Consider the following 14,604-nt stretch of genomic DNA (forward strand, 5'->3'; position numbering starts at 1 on the left):
CGATCGACAGGAATGAGGGGCGGCACCGGTGAAGGTCCAGCCGTCGGTGAAGAAGATCTGCGACAAGTGCAAGGTGATCCGCCGGCACGGCCGGGTCATGGTCATCTGCGACAACGCCCGCCACAAGCAGCGGCAGGGCTGAGGGAGTACCTGGACATGGCACGACTGGCCGGCGTCGACCTGCCCCGCGAGAAGCGGATGGAGATCGCGCTCACCTACATCTACGGCATCGGCAAGGCCCACGCGAAGGAGACCCTGGCCGCGACGGGCGTCAGCCCCGACCTGCGCGCCAAGGACCTCAGCGACGAGGACCTGCTGAAGCTGCGTGACTACATCGACGAGCACTTCCGCGTCGAGGGTGACCTGCGCCGCGAGGTGGCCGCCGACATCCGCCGCAAGGTGGAGATCGGCTGCTACCAGGGCCTGCGTCACCGTCGCGGCCTGCCCGTCCACGGTCAGCGCACCCGGACCAACGCTCGCTCGAGCAAGGGTCCGCGCAAGACCATCGCCGGCAAGAAGAAGGCCGGCAAGAAGTAAGCCGTGCAGCGCGCCGTCGCAGGCGACCCGTGAGGGCGGGAGCGACGGCGCGCACACGTGCTGCATCTGGCCACTGATCAGAAGGAAACCGGAGAGACATGCCTCCCAGGGCTCGCGCCGCGGCTGGTGCCAAGAAGGTCCGCCGCAAGGAGAAGAAGAACGTCGCCCACGGCGCCGCTCACATCAAGAGCACCTTCAACAACACCATCGTGTCGATCACCGACCCCAACGGGAACGTGATCAGCTGGGCCTCCGCCGGCCACGTCGGCTTCAAGGGCTCGCGCAAGTCGACGCCGTTCGCCGCGCAGATGGCCGCCGAGAACGCCGCGCGCAAGGCGCAGGAGCACGGCATGCGCAAGGTCGACGTCTTCGTCAAGGGCCCCGGCTCCGGCCGTGAGACCGCCATCCGGTCCCTCCAGGCCACCGGCCTCGAGGTGGGTCAGATCCAGGACGTGACGCCGCAGCCGCACAACGGCTGCCGCCCGAAGAAGCGCCGCCGGGTCTGACCGGCCACCGACGAGAGCGAAGGTAGAGAAACGTGGCCCGTTACACCGGAGCCGACTGCCGCATGTGCCGGCGCGAGAAGATGAAGCTGTTCCTCAAGGGCAGCAAGTGCGAGTCCCCGAAGTGCCCGATCGAGATCCGGCCCTACCCGCCGGGCGAGCACGGCCGGGGCCGCAGCAAGGACAGCGAGTACCTGCTGCAGCTGCGCGAGAAGCAGAAGGCCCGCCGCATCTACGGCGTGCTGGAGAAGCAGTTCCGCGGCTACTACGAAGAGGCGAACAAGAAGTCGGGCAAGACCGGTGAGGTCCTGCTGCAGATCCTCGAGTCCCGCCTCGACAACGTGGTCTACCGGGCCGGCTTCGCCGAGTCCCGCGACATGGCCCGCCAGCTGGTGCGCCACGGCCACATCCGCGTCAACGGCCGCAAGGTGGACATCCCGTCCTTCCGCGTGAGCGCGAACGACATCATCGAGGTCGCCGAGAAGTCGCGGCGGATGCTGCCCTTCGAGGTCGCCCAGGCCCGCGCCGGCGAGCGCCCCGTGCCGCCGTGGCTGGAGGTCATCAGCAGCCAGCTGCGCGTGCTCGTGCACAGCGTGCCGGCCCGCCAGGTGATCGACACCCCGGTGCAGGAGCAGCTGATCGTCGAGCTCTACTCCAAGTAAGAGCTCGCCTCCGGGGCCGGGTCGCACCGGCCCGGCCCCGGAGCCGGCTCCGGCGGGTGGACAGATGCCCTCCGGAGCCCGCACCACCCCCTCACGGCGTCATATGGCGGGCGCCGGAGGACCCCAAGGAGAACACCGCAATGCTCATCGCACAGCGACCGACGCTGACCGAGGAGACCCTCTCCGAGCAGCGCTCGCGGTTCGTCATCGAGCCGCTCGAGCCGGGCTTCGGCTACACCCTCGGCAACTCACTGCGCCGCACCCTCCTCTCCTCCATCCCCGGCGCTGCTGTCACCAGCATCCGGATCGAGGGGACCCTGCACGAGTTCACCACCGTGCCCGGGGTCAAGGAGGACGTCACCGAGATCATCCTCAACCTCAAGGGCCTGGTCGTGAGCTCCGACTCCGACGAGCCGGTGACCATGTACCTGCGCAAGCAGGGCCCGGGCGAGGTCACCGCCGCGGACATCGCGCCGCCGGCGGGGGTCGAGGTGCACAACCCCGAGCTGCACATCGCCACCCTCAACGGCAAGGGTCGGCTGGAGATCGAGCTCGTCGTCGAGCGGGGCCGCGGTTACGTGCCGGCGCCGCAGAACAAGCAGCCCGGCCAGGAGATCGGCCGGATCCCCGTCGACTCCATCTACTCGCCGGTCCTCAAGGTCACCTACGCCGTCGAGGCCACCCGCGTCGAGCAGCGGACCGACTTCGACCGTCTGGTCGTCGACGTCGAGACCAAGCCGTCGATCGCCCCGCGCGACGCCATCGCCAGCGCCGGCTCCACGCTGGTCGAGCTGTTCGGCCTGCTGCGCGAGCTGAACATCGACGCCGAGGGCATCGAGGTCGGGCCGAGCCCGGCCGAGGCCGCCGACATCGCCAACTTCTCGATGCCGATCGAGGACATGGACCTCACGGTCCGGTCCTACAACTGCCTCAAGCGCGAGGGCGTGCACACCGTCGGTGAGCTCGTCACCCGCTCCGAGGCCGACCTGCTCGACATCCGCAACTTCGGGGCCAAGTCGATCGACGAGGTCAAGATGAAGCTGGCGGCGATGGGCCTCGCGCTCAAGGACAGCCCGCCCGGGTTCATCCCGACGTCGGTCGAGAGCTACGACGAGGGCTACGAGACCGACGCCTACCAGCAGCACGGCGAGTACGCCGCCGCGTACGACCAGGCGCAGTACGACGACGGCTCCTACCAGGAGACCGAGCAGCTCTGAGGCCGGTGCCGGACGGCGGGGGAACCCGCCGTCCGGCACCGCCGACCGGGCCGCCACACTGGGTCCGGACGCACCACCGCGCGTCCAGCGCGCCGATCGACAGCACCACCACGGAACGCAGCCGGCACCGCGGCCCGGCCGCCTGAGGAAGGACCGACATGCCCACCCCCACCAAGGGCCCCCGTCTCGGCGGGTCCCCTGCGCACGAGCGGCTGATGCTGGCCAACCTGGCCACGTCGCTGTTCGAGCACGGGCGGATCACCACCACCGAGGCGAAGGCGAAGCGGCTGCGCCCGTTCGCCGAGAAGCTGGTGACCTTCGCCAAGCGCGGTGACCTGCACGCCCGCCGCCAGGTGATGACCGTCATCCGGGACAAGGACGTCGTCCACCAGCTGTTCGCCGAGATCGGTCCGCGCTACGAGAACCGGCCCGGCGGCTACACCCGCATCACCAAGGTCGGTTCGCGCAAGGGCGACAACGCCCCCATGGCCGTGATCGAGCTGGTCGAGGGCCTGACCGTGGCCCAGGAGGCAGTCGGCGAGGCCGAGCGCGCCCGCGGCACCCAGTTCGCCTCCGGCGCCGGTGCGGCTGCGGCGTCCGGTGAGGTCACCGCCGAGGCGCTCGAGACCGCCGACGCCGACGAGCCCGCGGAGGTCACCGAGGACGCCCAGGCCGGCGGCGACGCCACCGACGCCGAGGCCCCCGAGGCTGTGACCACCGAGGCTGCCACCACCGAGGCCGAGGCTCCCGAGGCCGCGACCGCCGACGCCGAGGACACGGACGGCACGCGATGAGCGACCGGGCGAACCCGGGCGAGGGCGGCAACGCCGGCGCCGTCGGGGTGCCCGCCAGCGGCGGTGACCAGGGCGCGACCCTCGCGGGCGAGACGACCGGGCCCGGTGGCGACACCTCCCCGGCCGTGACCGGCGGCGGGGTCGACGCCGAGGCGCAGCAGGTCGTCACCGACGTCTACAGCCCCGACGACGAGCGGCAGGACGACGGCGACGTCACCCCGGAGCCCGAGCCGGTGAACACGGTGCTCGTCGACGACCCGGCGCTCTCCCCGGACCTGCAGAAGGCCGCGGCCGCCGAGATCAACCCGGCCGAGACGATGGACGCGGCCACGGCCGGCACCCACACCGAGGGTGGGGACGCCGCGCCCGACCCGAAGTGAGCACTCGCTGAACCCTCAGCACACCGACGAGCCCGTCACCGACCCCGGTGGCGGGCTCGTCCGTCTCCGGCTGGAGATCTCCTACGACGGCACGGCACTGCACGGCTGGGCGCGCCAGCCGGGACAGCGCACGGTGCAGGGCGACCTCGAGGCGGCCCTGGGCACGGTGCTGCGCGCCCCGGTCGAGCTGACCGTCGCCGGGCGCACCGACGCCGGGGTGCACGCCACCGGCCAGGTCGCGCACGTCGACGTCGCTCGCGGGGTCTGGGACGCGCAGCGCCTGAAGCTGGTCCGCCGGCTCCGCGGGGTCCTCCCACCCGACATCGCGGTGACCGCCGTGACCGAGGCGCCACCGGACTTCGACGCCCGCTTCGGTGCCCTGCGCCGCCACTACGTCTACCGGCTCACCGACGTCGACGCGGGTCCGCCCCCGCTGCGCCGGTTCGACACCGTCGGGTGGCCGCGGGCGCTCGACGTCGACGCGATGGCGCTGGCGGCCGCTCTGCTCCTCGGCGAGCACGACTTCGCCGCGTTCTGCCGCCGCCGCGAGGGCGCGAGCACCGTCCGCACCCTCTTGGAGCTGTCGGCCGAGCGGGAGGGCGCGCTGGTGCTCGTGCGCGCCTCGGCCGACGCGTTCTGCCACTCGATGGTGCGCAGCCTGGTCGGGGCCCTGCTCGCGGTGGGGGAGGGGCGCCGTCCCCCCGAGTGGCCGGCCTCCCTGCTGCCGCGGACGGAACGGGCCGGCGAGGTGGTCGTGGCCCCCGCCGGCGGCCTGACGCTGGTCGCGGTGGACTACCCGCCCGCCGGTGAGCTCGCCGCCCGCGCGCTGGTCACCCGCGCCCGCCGCGACTGAGCCGTCACGGCAGGGCCGCCACCGCGTCGGGGATCGGGGTGGGGCCGCTGACGAGCTCCACCACCTCGTCGGTCTTCCCGGCGTCGAGCAGGGCGACCAGGACCGCGGCGACGTCGTCCCGGGGCACCTCCCCGTACTCGACACCGTGGGCCAGGGTGACCCGCCCCGTGCCGGGGTCGTCGGTGAGCCGTCCCGGCCGCAGGACCACCGTGTCCAGGCCCGCGCGCGGCAGGATGACGTCCTCGGCGGCCAGCTTGGCCTGCAGGTACGCGGCGAACACCGGGTCCATGCCGTGCGGAGTCCCCTGCCGCGCCTGCTGGACCCCCATCGAGGAGACCAACAGGTACCGGCGGACGCCGGCGCGCTCGGCGGCGTCGGCCAGGAGGACCGCCGCCCCGCGGTCGACGGTGTGCTTGCGCGCGGCGCCGCTGCCGGGCCCGGCCCCGGCGGCGAAGACCACCGCGTCGGCCCCGCGCACGACCTCGGCGACCTCGTCGACGGCGGCCTGCTCGAGGTCCAGGACGACCGGCTCGACGCCGTCGCCCCTCAGGTCGGCCTGGTGGTCGGGGTTGCGGACGATGCCGGCCACGGTGTCCCCGCGGCCGGTCAGGAGGCGGCCGAGGCGGCGGGCGACCTGCCCGTGGGCGCCGGCGACGACGATGCGCATGGCCGGTGCGCTACCCGCGGCGCCGCCGTCCCATCCGGGCCGCCTCGGCGGCCGCGGCGCGCGCTCGCGCGAGGTCGGCGGGGGTGTCGCAGTCGGTCCAGGGCGGTGGCAGGCCGGGGGTGAGGGTCGGGTGCAGCCGCCGCACCGCCAGGGGGGCGAGCACCTTGCGCACCGAGGTGGGGCCGGTGACCCCGTCGACGGCTGCCCGGAGCGCGGCGGTCCGCCACACGCCGAGCAGCAGCTGGTCGCGGTCGGTGTCGTCGACGACCAGCACGCCGTCGCCGGTCAGCCGCTCGCGCAGGGCGCGGATCAGGTCGGGCGTGAGGAACGGCAGGTCGCCGGCGAGCACGGCGACGACCTCCGTGTGGACGGCGGCCAGCCCGGCCCGCATCGCGGCCACCGGCCCACCCCGGGGCGGCTCCTCGCGGACCACGAGCACACCCGGGGGCACCGGCTGCGGCGGGCCCACCACCACCCGCGGCTCGGCGTCGGCCGCCGCGGCGAGGACGGCGGCCAGCATGGTCCGGCCGCCGACGTCGAGCTGCGGCTTGGCCTGCCCGCCCATCCGCGCGGCGCGGCCGCCGGCCAGGACGACGGCGGCGTAGGGCGGCAACGCGGACACAGCCAGCACCGTAGGGCCCGGGCGTGGGTACCGTCGCCCTCCGTGGGACGAGTCACGAGCCGGACGCCGGTGCTGCGGATCCGCGGCTCGGCACGCACCACCCGACCGGACACCGTGGCGGCGGAGGAGCCGCTGGAGATCCGCCTGTCCGGCACGCCGCTGGCGGTGACCATGCGGACCCCGGGGGACGACTTCGACCTGGTGCACGGCTTCCTCGCCACCGAGGGCGTGATCGGCAGCGCGGACGACGTCCTGGGGCTGCGCTACTGCGACTCGGTCGACCCCGACGGCCGCAACACCTACAACGTCGTCGACGTCGACCTCGCCCCCGGGGTCGAGGCGCCCGACACCGCGCTGGACCGGAACTTCTACACGTCCAGCTCCTGCGGCGTCTGCGGCAAGGCGAGCATCGAGGCGATCCGGACGCGGACCCGCTACGACGTCGCGGGCGACGCCGTCCGGCTGGAGCTGTCGACGCTGCTCGCGCTGCCCGACCGGCTGCGCGCGGCGCAGCAGGTGTTCGACAAGACGGGCGGTCTGCACGCGGCCGGCCTGTTCACCGCCGCGGGCGAGCTGGTGGCGCTGCGGGAGGACGTCGGCCGGCACAACGCCGTCGACAAGGTGGTCGGCGACGCGGTGCGCGGGGGCCGGCTGCCGCTGGCCGGGCACGTGCTCATGGTCAGCGGGCGGGCGAGCTTCGAGCTGACCCAGAAGGCGGCGATGGCCGGCATCCCCGTGCTGGCCGCGGTGTCGGCGCCGTCGTCGCTGGCCGTGGAGCTCGCCGCCGACGTCGGCGCCACCCTCGTCGGGTTCCTCCGCGGCGACGGCTGCAACGTCTACACCCGCCCCGAGCGCCTGGTCCTCCCCGAGTAGGGAGCCACCCTGCGAGGCGGTGGCCTGACGGCGGGCCCGGAGGGTCCCCGGCGGGTCGCCGGAGTGGGCTCAGCGCCGGTCGGGGACGACACCTGGCCGCGGTGCGACGCGGAGCGTCGCAGTGTCATCGCTCAGTGGTCGCCGCCGCGCAGTTGGCTCACCACGTGCGGCAGCAGGGGACCGAGCACCGCGAGCCCGTCGCGCACCCCGCCGGTGGAGCCGGGGAGGTTGACGATGAGCGTCCGCCCGGCCGTGCCGGCCAGCCCCCGGGAGAGCACCGACGTCGGCACCTTCGGCTCGCCGTACCGGCGGACCGCCTCGGCGAGGCCCGGGGCCTCCCGCTCCAGCACCGCACGGGTCGCCTCGGGGGTGACGTCGGTGGGGGAGAGCCCGGTGCCGCCGGTGGTGAGGACGACGTCGGCGCCGGAGGCGACCGCCTCGCGCAGCACCACCTCGAGCTCGGCGACGTCGTCGGGGCGCACGTGCGGGCCCTCGACGGTGAACCCCAGCTCCCGCAGCCCCTCGGCGAGCGCCTGCCCGCTGCGGTCGGCGTAGACCCCGGCGGCGGCGCGGTTGGAGGCGGTGACGACCACGGCGCGCGCGTCGGCCGGCAGCTCGCTCACCTCCGCCACTCCCCGCTCTTCCCGCCGGACTTGGCCAGCAGCCGGACGTCGGTGATCGTCGCCCGCGGGTCCACCGCCTTGACCATGTCGATGACGGTCAGCCCGGCCACGGCGACGGAGGTGAGCGCCTCCATCTCCACCCCGGTGCGGTCGGCGGTGCGCGCGGTCGCGGTGATCTCGACCGCGTCGTCGGCCACGGTCACGTCCACGGTGACGCCGTGCAGCGCGATCGGGTGGCACAGCGGCACCAGGTCCGGCGTCCGCTTGGCCCCGGCGATGCCGGCGATGCGCGCGACGGCGACCGCGTCGCCCTTGGGCACCCCCTCACCGCGCAGGAGCGCGACCACCTCGGGGCTGACCAGCACCCGTCCGGCCGCGGTCGCCTCCCGGGCCGTCACCGGCTTGGCCGAGACGTCGACCATGCGGGCGGCGCCGGCCGCGTCGACGTGGGTCAGCCGCGGCGCCTCGGCCAGGGGCGAGTGCACGCCCTCCTCGCGGGTGGGGTTGTCCGCCGTCGGGTCGATGCTCGTGGGGTCACCTGTCACTGTGCACTCCTGTTCGTCTCCGGCACTGCTCCGCTCCTCGCTCGGTGGCGCTCGCTGCGATGCTCACAGCGCCGTCGACTCACTGCAGCGCTCCTTCGATCAGCACGACGTCCACCTCGGCGCCGGCGGGCAGTTCGGTGACGTCCTCGGGGACGACGACCAGGCAGTTGGCGCGGGCCAGGTGCGCGACCAGGTGCGACCCGGGGCCGCCGACCTGGGATACCTGCCCGCCGTCGAAGCGCCCGCGCAGGAACTGGCGGCGGCCGGCGGGGGAGCGCAGCGGGGCGGTCAGCGTCGCCGGGGCGCGCAGCCGGCCGGGCGTGGCGTGCCCCAGCGCCCGGCGCAGCGCGGGCCGCACGAAGACCTCGAAGGACACGAAGGAGCTCACCGGGTTCCCGGGGAGGGTGACCACCGGGACGCCGTCCACCGTGCCCGCGCCCTGTGGGCCGCCCGGCTGCATCGCCACCTTGACGAACTCGACGGTGCCCAGCGCCCGGAAGGCGTCCTTGACCACCTCGTAGGCGCCCGCGCTCACCCCGCCGCTGGTGACCAGCAGGTCGGCGGTGGCCAGCTCGGCGCGCACGGTGGCGAGGAACTGGTCGACGTCGTCGGGGACGAAGTGCAGCCGCCGGGCCGTCCCGCCGGCGTCCTCGACCGCGGCGACCAGCAGGGCGGAGTTGGACTCGTAGATCTGGCCGGGCAGCAGCGGCTCGCCGGGGGCGACGAGCTCGCTGCCGGTGGAGAGCACCAGCACCCGCGGGCGGCGACGGACGGTGAGCGTCCGGGCCCCGACGGCGGCGGCCAGGCCCAGCTGTGCGGCGCCCAGCGGGGTCCCGGCGGTCAGCGCCACCGTGCCGGCGGCGATGTCCTCCCCGGCCCGGCGCAGGTGGGTGCCGGCCGCCGGGGCGTCCCGGATCTCCACCACGTCGGTGCCGCCGTCGGTGAGCTCCACCGGCACGACGACGTCGGCGCCGGCCGGCAGGGGCGCGCCGGTCATGATCCGCTGCACGGTCCCCGGCGCCAGGGGCCGGACGTCGGTGCGACCGGCGGGGATGTCGTCGGCGACGGGGAGCCGGACCGGCAGGGAGGAGACCTCCGCCGAGCGCGCGGCGTACCCGTCCATCGCGGAGTTGTCGAAGCCGGGCAGCGGCACGGCGGCGGGCAGGTCCCGCGCGAGGACGCGGTTGTGCGCCGCGGCGAGCGCCACCTCCTCCTCGGGCATGTCCGGCAGGAGGGCGGCGACGACCGCCTGGTGTTCCTCGACCGTGCGCACGGGGCACATCCTGACCGATCGCCCGCGACCGCACCCGGGAGCCCGCAGGAGGCCAGCGGATGGCCGACGCCGGCGGCCGCCCGGACCTGTCGCCGGGCTCGCTGCGGGAGGTCGTCGGCCGGCACCGGCCGTCCTGAGGGTCCGGTCGCCGTCCCGGGGTGAGCCCGCCCGGCGCCGCCGCTAGGGTCGGCGCAGGCGTAGGCAGGAGGGGTGGGCGTGAGCGAGATCGACCGGATGCTGGCGGCCAACACGGACTGGGCGCGGCGGTTCCCCGGCTCGAAGGACGTCCGTCCGACCCGGCGCGTCGCCGTGGTGGCCTGCATGGACTCCCGGATGCCGCTGTTCCAGATGCTCGGCCTCGAGGTCGGCGACGCGCACGTCATCCGCAACGCCGGCGGCGTCATCACCGAGGACGTCGTCCGTTCGCTCACCGTCTCCCAGCACGTGCTCGGGACCCGCGAGATCCTGCTCGTGCACCACACGCAGTGCGGGCTGCAGGCCACCGACGACAACTCGTTCGCCGATCTCGTGGAGCAGGCCACCGGGCGTCGGCCCCCGTGGGCGGTGCGTGCCTTCCGCGACGCCGACGAGGACGTGCGCGAGTCGATGCGGCTCATCCACGAGAGCCCGTACCTGCTCTCCCGCGAGGTCCGGGGCACCGTCTACGACGTCGAGTCCGGCCAGTTGCACGAGGTGCGCTGAGCGGTCCGTCCGCTCCGGCTCGATGCCGGGGAGCCGCCGGCTGGTATCGTGACCGGCTGGCGCGCGGGCCGGCTGGTGCCCGCGCGTGCTGCACCGTCTCCCGTGCTCGGTGAGGCGATCCCACCAGCCGATCCGACGACGACGGAGGACACGAGCGCCGTGCGCACGTACACCCCCAAGCCCGGCGAGGTCAGCCGGGCCTGGCACGTCATCGACGCCACTGACGTGGTGCTCGGTCGACTCGCCAGCCAGACCGCGCAGCTGCTGCGCGGCAAGCACAAGCCCCAGTACGCCCCGCACGTGGACGTCGGCGACTTCGTCGTCATCGTCAACGCGGGCAAGGTCGCCCTGACCGGCACCAAGCGGGAGACGAAGAACGCCTACCGCCACTCCGGTCACCCCGGTGGTCTCAAGACCATCAACGTCGGCGACCAGCTGAAGACCCACCCCGACCGCGTCATCGAGCGCGCGATCAAGGGGATGCTGCCGCACAACAGCCTGGGCCGGCAGATGCTCAAGAAGCTGAAGGTGTACGCCGGGCCCGAGCACCCGCACGCCGCGCAGCAGCCCCAGCCCTACGAGATCAAGCAGGTGGCCCAGTGACCAGCGCACTGACCGTGACCGACGCCGAGGGGCGTCCGGTGCAGACCGTCGGCCGGCGCAAGGAGGCCATCGTCCGCGTGCGGCTGCTGCCCGGCACCGGCCAGTTCCGCCTCAACGGCCGCACCATCGAGGACTACTTCCCGAACAAGGTGCACCAGCAGCTCATCCGTGAGCCGTTCGTGATCCTGGAGAAGGCCGAGCAGTACGACGTCGTCGGCATCCTGCGGGGTGGCGGCGTCAGCGGCCAGGCCGGCGCGCTGCGCCTGGCGATCGCCCGCGCCCTGGTCGAGGTCGAGGCCGAGGACCGTCCGGCCCTGAAGAAGGCCGGCTTCCTCACGCGTGACGCCCGCGTCACCGAGCGGAAGAAGTACGGCCTGAAGAAGGCGCGCAAGGCGCCTCAGTACTCGAAGCGCTGACCGGTACGCCCGTGGGTCGCCTCTTCGGGACCGACGGCGTCCGGGGTCGGGCCAACGCCGACCTCACGCCGGAGTTGGCCCTCTCGGTGGCACGTGCTGCCGCCGGCGTGCTCGCCGACCGCGACGGGACCTCGCGTCCCGTCGCGGTCGTCGGCCGTGACCCCCGCGCCAGCGGGGAGATGCTCGAGGCCGCCGTCGTGGCGGGCCTCGCCAGTGCCGGTGCGGAGGTGCTGCGCGCCGGGGTGCTGCCCACCCCGGCGATCGCGCACCTCACGGCGCACACCGGCGCCGACCTCGGCGTGATGATCTCCGCCAGTCACAACCCGATGCCCGACAACGGCATCAAGCTGTTCAGCCGCGGTGGGCACAAGCTGCCCGACGCCGTCGAGGCCGCGATCGAGCAGGTCGTCGCCGCCGGTGACGCGGGAGCCCACCGGCCCACCGGTGCCGACATCGGGCGCGTCCGCGACCTCCCCGATGCCGCCACGACCTACGTCGAGCACCTGCTGACGACGGTGGACAAGCCGCTGACCGGCCTCACCCTCGTCGTCGACTGCGCGCACGGCGCCGCCGCCTCGGTCGCCCCCGAGGTCTACCGCCGGGCGGGTGCCACGGTGCACGTCATCGGCGGTGAGCCCGACGGCTGGAACATCAACGACGGCATCGGCTCCACCCACCTGGAGCCGCTGACCGAGGCCGTCCGGGCGCACGGCGCCGACCTGGGCATCGCCCACGACGGGGACGCCGACCGCTGCCTCGCGGTGAGCGCGACCGGGGAGCCGGTCGACGGCGACGCCATCCTGGCCGTCTGCGCGCTGGGGCTCAAGGAGCGCGGCGAGCTCGCCGGGGACACCGTCGTCGCCACGGTGATGAGCAACCTCGGCTTCCACCACACCATGCGCGACGCCGGCATCGCGGTGCACACGACCGCCGTCGGCGACCGCTACGTGCTCGAGGCCCTGCGCGCTCAGGGGCTCAGCCTCGGTGGGGAGCAGAGCGGGCACCTGGTGTTCCTCGACCACGCCACCACCGGCGACGGGCTGCTCACCGGCCTGGCGCTGCTGTCACGGATGGCGGCCACCGGCTCGTCGCTGGCGGAGCTGGCCTCGGTCGTGCGGCGGTTGCCGCAGGTGCTGGTCAACGTGCCGGTCCGCGACCGGCTGGCCGTCGTGGAGAGCGACGCCGTCGCCGCCGCGGTGAACGCCTGCGAGGCCGAGCTGGGCGACGACGGCCGGGTGCTGCTGCGCCCGTCGGGCACCGAGCAGCTGGTCCGCGTGATGGTCGAGGCGCCCACCCAGGAGCAGGCCGACGGAATCGCCGCCCGGCTCGCGGAGGTCGTCGCCTCCGTCGACTGAGCCCCGTTCGAGTGAGGCGAGCGTTACGCCGCACGACGGGGTGGATCACCGTCGCGAGGGACGGTGGCGTCCGCTTCCGCCGGTACCCTCGGGACAATGTGCGGAATCGTGGGATACGTCGGCCCGCAGAACGCCCTGGACGTCGTCCTGGACGGCCTGCGCCGGCTGGAGTACCGGGGGTACGACTCGGCGGGCGTCGCCGTCCTCGCTGACGGGGAGATGGCGACGGCGAAGAAGGCCGGCAAGCTGGCCAACCTGGAGAAGGTCCTCGCCGACCGTCCCCTGCCCTCGGCGACCATCGGCCTGGGGCACACCCGGTGGGCCACCCACGGCGGGCCGACCGACCGCAACGCGCACCCGCACGTGTCCGCCGACGGCAAGGTCGCGGTGGTGCACAACGGGATCATCGAGAACTTCGCCGCCCTGCGCGCCGAGTGCGAGGCTTCCGGTGTCGAGTTCACCTCCGAGACCGACACCGAGGTCGCCGCGCACCTGCTCGCGGCGCACTACGCGGAGACACCGGAGGGCCCGGGCCGGCTGGCCGAGGCGATGCGCGCGGTGAGCCGGCGGCTCGAGGGTGCGTTCACCCTCGTGGCCTCCCACGCCGACGAGCCCGACACCCTCGTCGCCTCCCGCCGCAACAGCCCGCTGGTGGTGGGCGTCGGCGACGGCGAGTACTTCCTGGGCTCCGACGTCGCCGCGTTCATCGCGCACACCCGGGAGGCCCGGGAGCTCGGCCAGGACCAGGTCGTCGAGATCGACCGCGAGCGGGGCCTCACGGTCACCGACTTCGCCGGCACGGTCGTCGAGCCGACCGCCTACACCGTGGACTGGGACGCCGCGGCCGCCGAGAAGGGCGGCCACGACTGGTTCATGCTCAAGGAGATCGCCGAGCAGCCGAAGGCCGTCGCCGACACCCTGCTGGGCCGGCTCGGCGACAGCGGCGAGCTGGTGCTCGACGAGGTGCGCCTGTCCGACCAGGAGCTGCGCGAGATCGACAAGGTCTTCGTCGTCTCCTGCGGCACCTCCTACCACGCCGGTCTGATCGCCAAGTACGCCATCGAGCACTGGACCCGCATCCCGGTCGAGGTCGAGGTGGCCAGCGAGTTCCGCTACCGCGACCCGGTGCTCGACCGCTCCACGCTGGTCGTCGTGATCAGCCAGTCCGGCGAGACCATGGACACGCTGATGGCGCTGCGGCACGCCAAGGAGCAGAAGGCCCGCGTGCTGGCGATCTGCAACGTCAACGGGTCGACCATCCCGCGCGAGTCCGACGCGGTGCTCTACACCCACGCCGGGCCCGAGGTCGCGGTCGCCTCGACCAAGAGCTTCCTGGCCCAGATCGTGGCCTGCTACCTGGTCGGGCTGTTCCTGGCGCAGGTCCGGGGCATCAAGTTCGCCGACGAGGTCGCCACGATCGTCGAGGAGCTGCGCCGCACGCCGGAGGCGGTGCGCGAGGTGCTGGCCCAGATGGAGCCGGTGCGCGAGCTCGGCCGCTCCCTGGCCGACGCCGACACGATCCTGTTCCTCGGCCGGCACGTCGCCTTCCCGGTGGCGCTGGAGGGCGCGCTCAAGCTCAAGGAGCTCGCCTACATCCACGCCGAGGGGTTCGCGGCCGGCGAGCTCAAGCACGGCCCGATCGCGCTCATCGACGAGGGCACCCCGGTCGTCGTCGTGGTGCCTTCACCGCGGGCGCGGGAGTCGGTGCACGGCAAGGTGGTCTCCAACATCCAGGAGGTCCGGGCCCGCGGTGCGCGCACGATCGTGATCGCCGAGGAGGGCGACGAGGACGTCGTCCCCTACGCCGACCACATCATCCGCGTGCCGCGGACCCCGACGCTCATGGCGCCGCTGGTGACCTCGGTGCCGCTGCAGGTGCTGGCCTGCGAGATCGCCGACACCCGCGGCTACGACGTCGACCAGCCCCGCAACCTGGCCAAGTCGGTCACCGTCGAGTGAGCTGATCGCCGACCGCACTC

At 73.8% G+C, this 14,604-nt stretch carries 19 protein-coding genes; 14 read left to right on the forward strand and 5 right to left on the reverse strand.

Annotated features, from left to right (window positions below; translation table 11 throughout):
• Nucleotides 1-28: 28 nt before the first annotated feature.
• The 8 genes from rpmJ (at nt 29) to truA (ending at nt 4,946) form a co-directional block, all read left to right on the forward strand.
• Nucleotides 29-142, forward strand: a complete 114-nt coding sequence (gene rpmJ, locus ACI789_RS06285) for a 50S ribosomal protein L36 (RefSeq protein WP_012950458.1) — start codon at nt 29-31, stop codon at nt 140-142.
• A 14-nt stretch (nt 143-156) separates the two neighbouring features.
• Nucleotides 157-537: a 30S ribosomal protein S13 gene (gene rpsM, locus ACI789_RS06290; RefSeq protein ID WP_456546202.1), complete on the forward strand. Its 381-nt coding sequence runs from the start codon at nt 157-159 to the stop codon at nt 535-537.
• 98 nt (nt 538-635) lie between these two features.
• A complete protein-coding gene (rpsK, locus tag ACI789_RS06295; RefSeq protein ID WP_014377968.1) occupies nt 636-1,043 on the forward strand; it encodes a 30S ribosomal protein S11 in 408 nt (135 codons plus the stop codon).
• A 32-nt stretch (nt 1,044-1,075) separates the two neighbouring features.
• The gene (gene rpsD / locus ACI789_RS06300; RefSeq protein WP_456917514.1) at nt 1,076-1,702 is read left to right on the forward strand and encodes a 30S ribosomal protein S4; all 627 of its coding nucleotides are present in this window, start codon (nt 1,076-1,078) and stop codon (nt 1,700-1,702) included.
• A 140-nt stretch (nt 1,703-1,842) separates the two neighbouring features.
• Complete coding sequence (locus ACI789_RS06305; RefSeq protein WP_456917513.1) at nt 1,843-2,919, forward strand: DNA-directed RNA polymerase subunit alpha; 1,077 nt, start codon at nt 1,843-1,845, stop codon at nt 2,917-2,919.
• A gap of 158 nt (nt 2,920-3,077) precedes the next feature.
• A complete protein-coding gene (gene rplQ / locus ACI789_RS06310) occupies nt 3,078-3,713 on the forward strand; it encodes a 50S ribosomal protein L17 (protein ID WP_457007196.1) in 636 nt (211 codons plus the stop codon).
• The gene (locus tag ACI789_RS06315) at nt 3,710-4,093 is read left to right on the forward strand and encodes a hypothetical protein (protein ID WP_457007198.1); all 384 of its coding nucleotides are present in this window, start codon (nt 3,710-3,712) and stop codon (nt 4,091-4,093) included. Before rplQ ends, ACI789_RS06315 begins: the two co-directional genes overlap by 4 nt.
• Nucleotides 4,065-4,946, forward strand: coding sequence for a tRNA pseudouridine(38-40) synthase TruA (truA, locus tag ACI789_RS06320; protein ID WP_457007200.1), 882 nt, complete (start codon nt 4,065-4,067; stop codon nt 4,944-4,946). The genes ACI789_RS06315 and truA overlap by 29 nt, the downstream gene beginning before the upstream one ends.
• A 4-nt stretch (nt 4,947-4,950) precedes the next feature.
• Here the strand turns inward: truA and ACI789_RS06325 are convergent, their stop codons facing one another.
• Together ACI789_RS06325 and mobA are read right to left on the reverse strand one after the other, a co-directional pair.
• Entirely contained in the window at nt 4,951-5,613 is a 663-nt protein-coding gene (locus ACI789_RS06325) for an NAD(P)H-binding protein (protein WP_457007202.1), read from the reverse strand.
• Nucleotides 5,614-5,623: 10 nt separating this feature from the next.
• Complete coding sequence (mobA, locus tag ACI789_RS06330; protein WP_457007204.1) at nt 5,624-6,235, reverse strand: molybdenum cofactor guanylyltransferase; 612 nt, start codon at nt 6,233-6,235, stop codon at nt 5,624-5,626.
• Between the two features lie 42 nt (nt 6,236-6,277).
• On the opposite strand from mobA, the gene fdhD reads away from it, so the two are divergent.
• A complete protein-coding gene (gene fdhD / locus ACI789_RS06335; protein WP_457007206.1) occupies nt 6,278-7,108 on the forward strand; it encodes a formate dehydrogenase accessory sulfurtransferase FdhD in 831 nt (276 codons plus the stop codon).
• Nucleotides 7,109-7,239: 131 nt separating this feature from the next.
• On the opposite strand, the gene ACI789_RS06340 is transcribed toward fdhD, so the two are convergent.
• The 3 genes from ACI789_RS06340 to moeA form a co-directional block, all read right to left on the reverse strand.
• Nucleotides 7,240-7,731, reverse strand: a complete 492-nt coding sequence (locus tag ACI789_RS06340; protein ID WP_457007208.1) for a MogA/MoaB family molybdenum cofactor biosynthesis protein — start codon at nt 7,729-7,731, stop codon at nt 7,240-7,242.
• Nucleotides 7,728-8,276, reverse strand: coding sequence for a cyclic pyranopterin monophosphate synthase MoaC (moaC, locus tag ACI789_RS06345; RefSeq protein WP_457007210.1), 549 nt, complete (start codon nt 8,274-8,276; stop codon nt 7,728-7,730). Before moaC ends, ACI789_RS06340 begins: the two co-directional genes overlap by 4 nt.
• Before the next feature lie 79 nt (nt 8,277-8,355).
• Entirely contained in the window at nt 8,356-9,549 is a 1,194-nt protein-coding gene (gene moeA, locus ACI789_RS06350; RefSeq protein WP_457007212.1) for a molybdopterin molybdotransferase MoeA, read from the reverse strand.
• 216 nt (nt 9,550-9,765) lie between these two features.
• Between moeA and ACI789_RS06355 the strand changes: the two genes are divergently transcribed.
• The 5 genes from ACI789_RS06355 (at nt 9,766) to glmS (ending at nt 14,584) form a co-directional block, all read left to right on the forward strand.
• Nucleotides 9,766-10,251, forward strand: coding sequence for a beta-class carbonic anhydrase (locus tag ACI789_RS06355; RefSeq protein ID WP_457007214.1), 486 nt, complete (start codon nt 9,766-9,768; stop codon nt 10,249-10,251).
• Between the two features lie 159 nt (nt 10,252-10,410).
• The gene (gene rplM, locus ACI789_RS06360) at nt 10,411-10,854 is read left to right on the forward strand and encodes a 50S ribosomal protein L13 (protein WP_456909039.1); all 444 of its coding nucleotides are present in this window, start codon (nt 10,411-10,413) and stop codon (nt 10,852-10,854) included.
• Entirely contained in the window at nt 10,851-11,270 is a 420-nt protein-coding gene (gene rpsI / locus ACI789_RS06365) for a 30S ribosomal protein S9 (RefSeq protein WP_456917502.1), read from the forward strand. Before rplM ends, rpsI begins: the two co-directional genes overlap by 4 nt.
• A gap of 11 nt (nt 11,271-11,281) precedes the next feature.
• Complete coding sequence (glmM, locus tag ACI789_RS06370; protein WP_457007217.1) at nt 11,282-12,625, forward strand: phosphoglucosamine mutase; 1,344 nt, start codon at nt 11,282-11,284, stop codon at nt 12,623-12,625.
• 96 nt (nt 12,626-12,721) lie between these two features.
• Nucleotides 12,722-14,584: a glutamine--fructose-6-phosphate transaminase (isomerizing) gene (gene glmS / locus ACI789_RS06375; protein WP_457007219.1), complete on the forward strand. Its 1,863-nt coding sequence runs from the start codon at nt 12,722-12,724 to the stop codon at nt 14,582-14,584.
• The last annotated feature ends 20 nt before the right edge of the window (nt 14,585-14,604 follow it).

This window comes from Geodermatophilus sp. SYSU D00965, assembly GCF_054050075.1.

Coding starts and splice junctions, on each gene's coding strand:
- ACI789_RS06305 (WP_456917513.1), top strand. CDS start 1,843: ATGCTCATCGCACAGCGACCGACGCTGACCGAGGAGACCCTCTCCGAG.
- rpsM (WP_456546202.1), top strand. CDS start 157: ATGGCACGACTGGCCGGCGTCGACCTGCCCCGCGAGAAGCGGATGGAG.
- ACI789_RS06325 (WP_457007202.1), bottom strand. CDS start 5,613: ATGCGCATCGTCGTCGCCGGCGCCCACGGGCAGGTCGCCCGCCGCCTC.
- rplQ (WP_457007196.1), top strand. CDS start 3,078: ATGCCCACCCCCACCAAGGGCCCCCGTCTCGGCGGGTCCCCTGCGCAC.
- glmS (WP_457007219.1), top strand. CDS start 12,722: ATGTGCGGAATCGTGGGATACGTCGGCCCGCAGAACGCCCTGGACGTC.
- ACI789_RS06315 (WP_457007198.1), top strand. CDS start 3,710: ATGAGCGACCGGGCGAACCCGGGCGAGGGCGGCAACGCCGGCGCCGTC.
- rpsK (WP_014377968.1), top strand. CDS start 636: ATGCCTCCCAGGGCTCGCGCCGCGGCTGGTGCCAAGAAGGTCCGCCGC.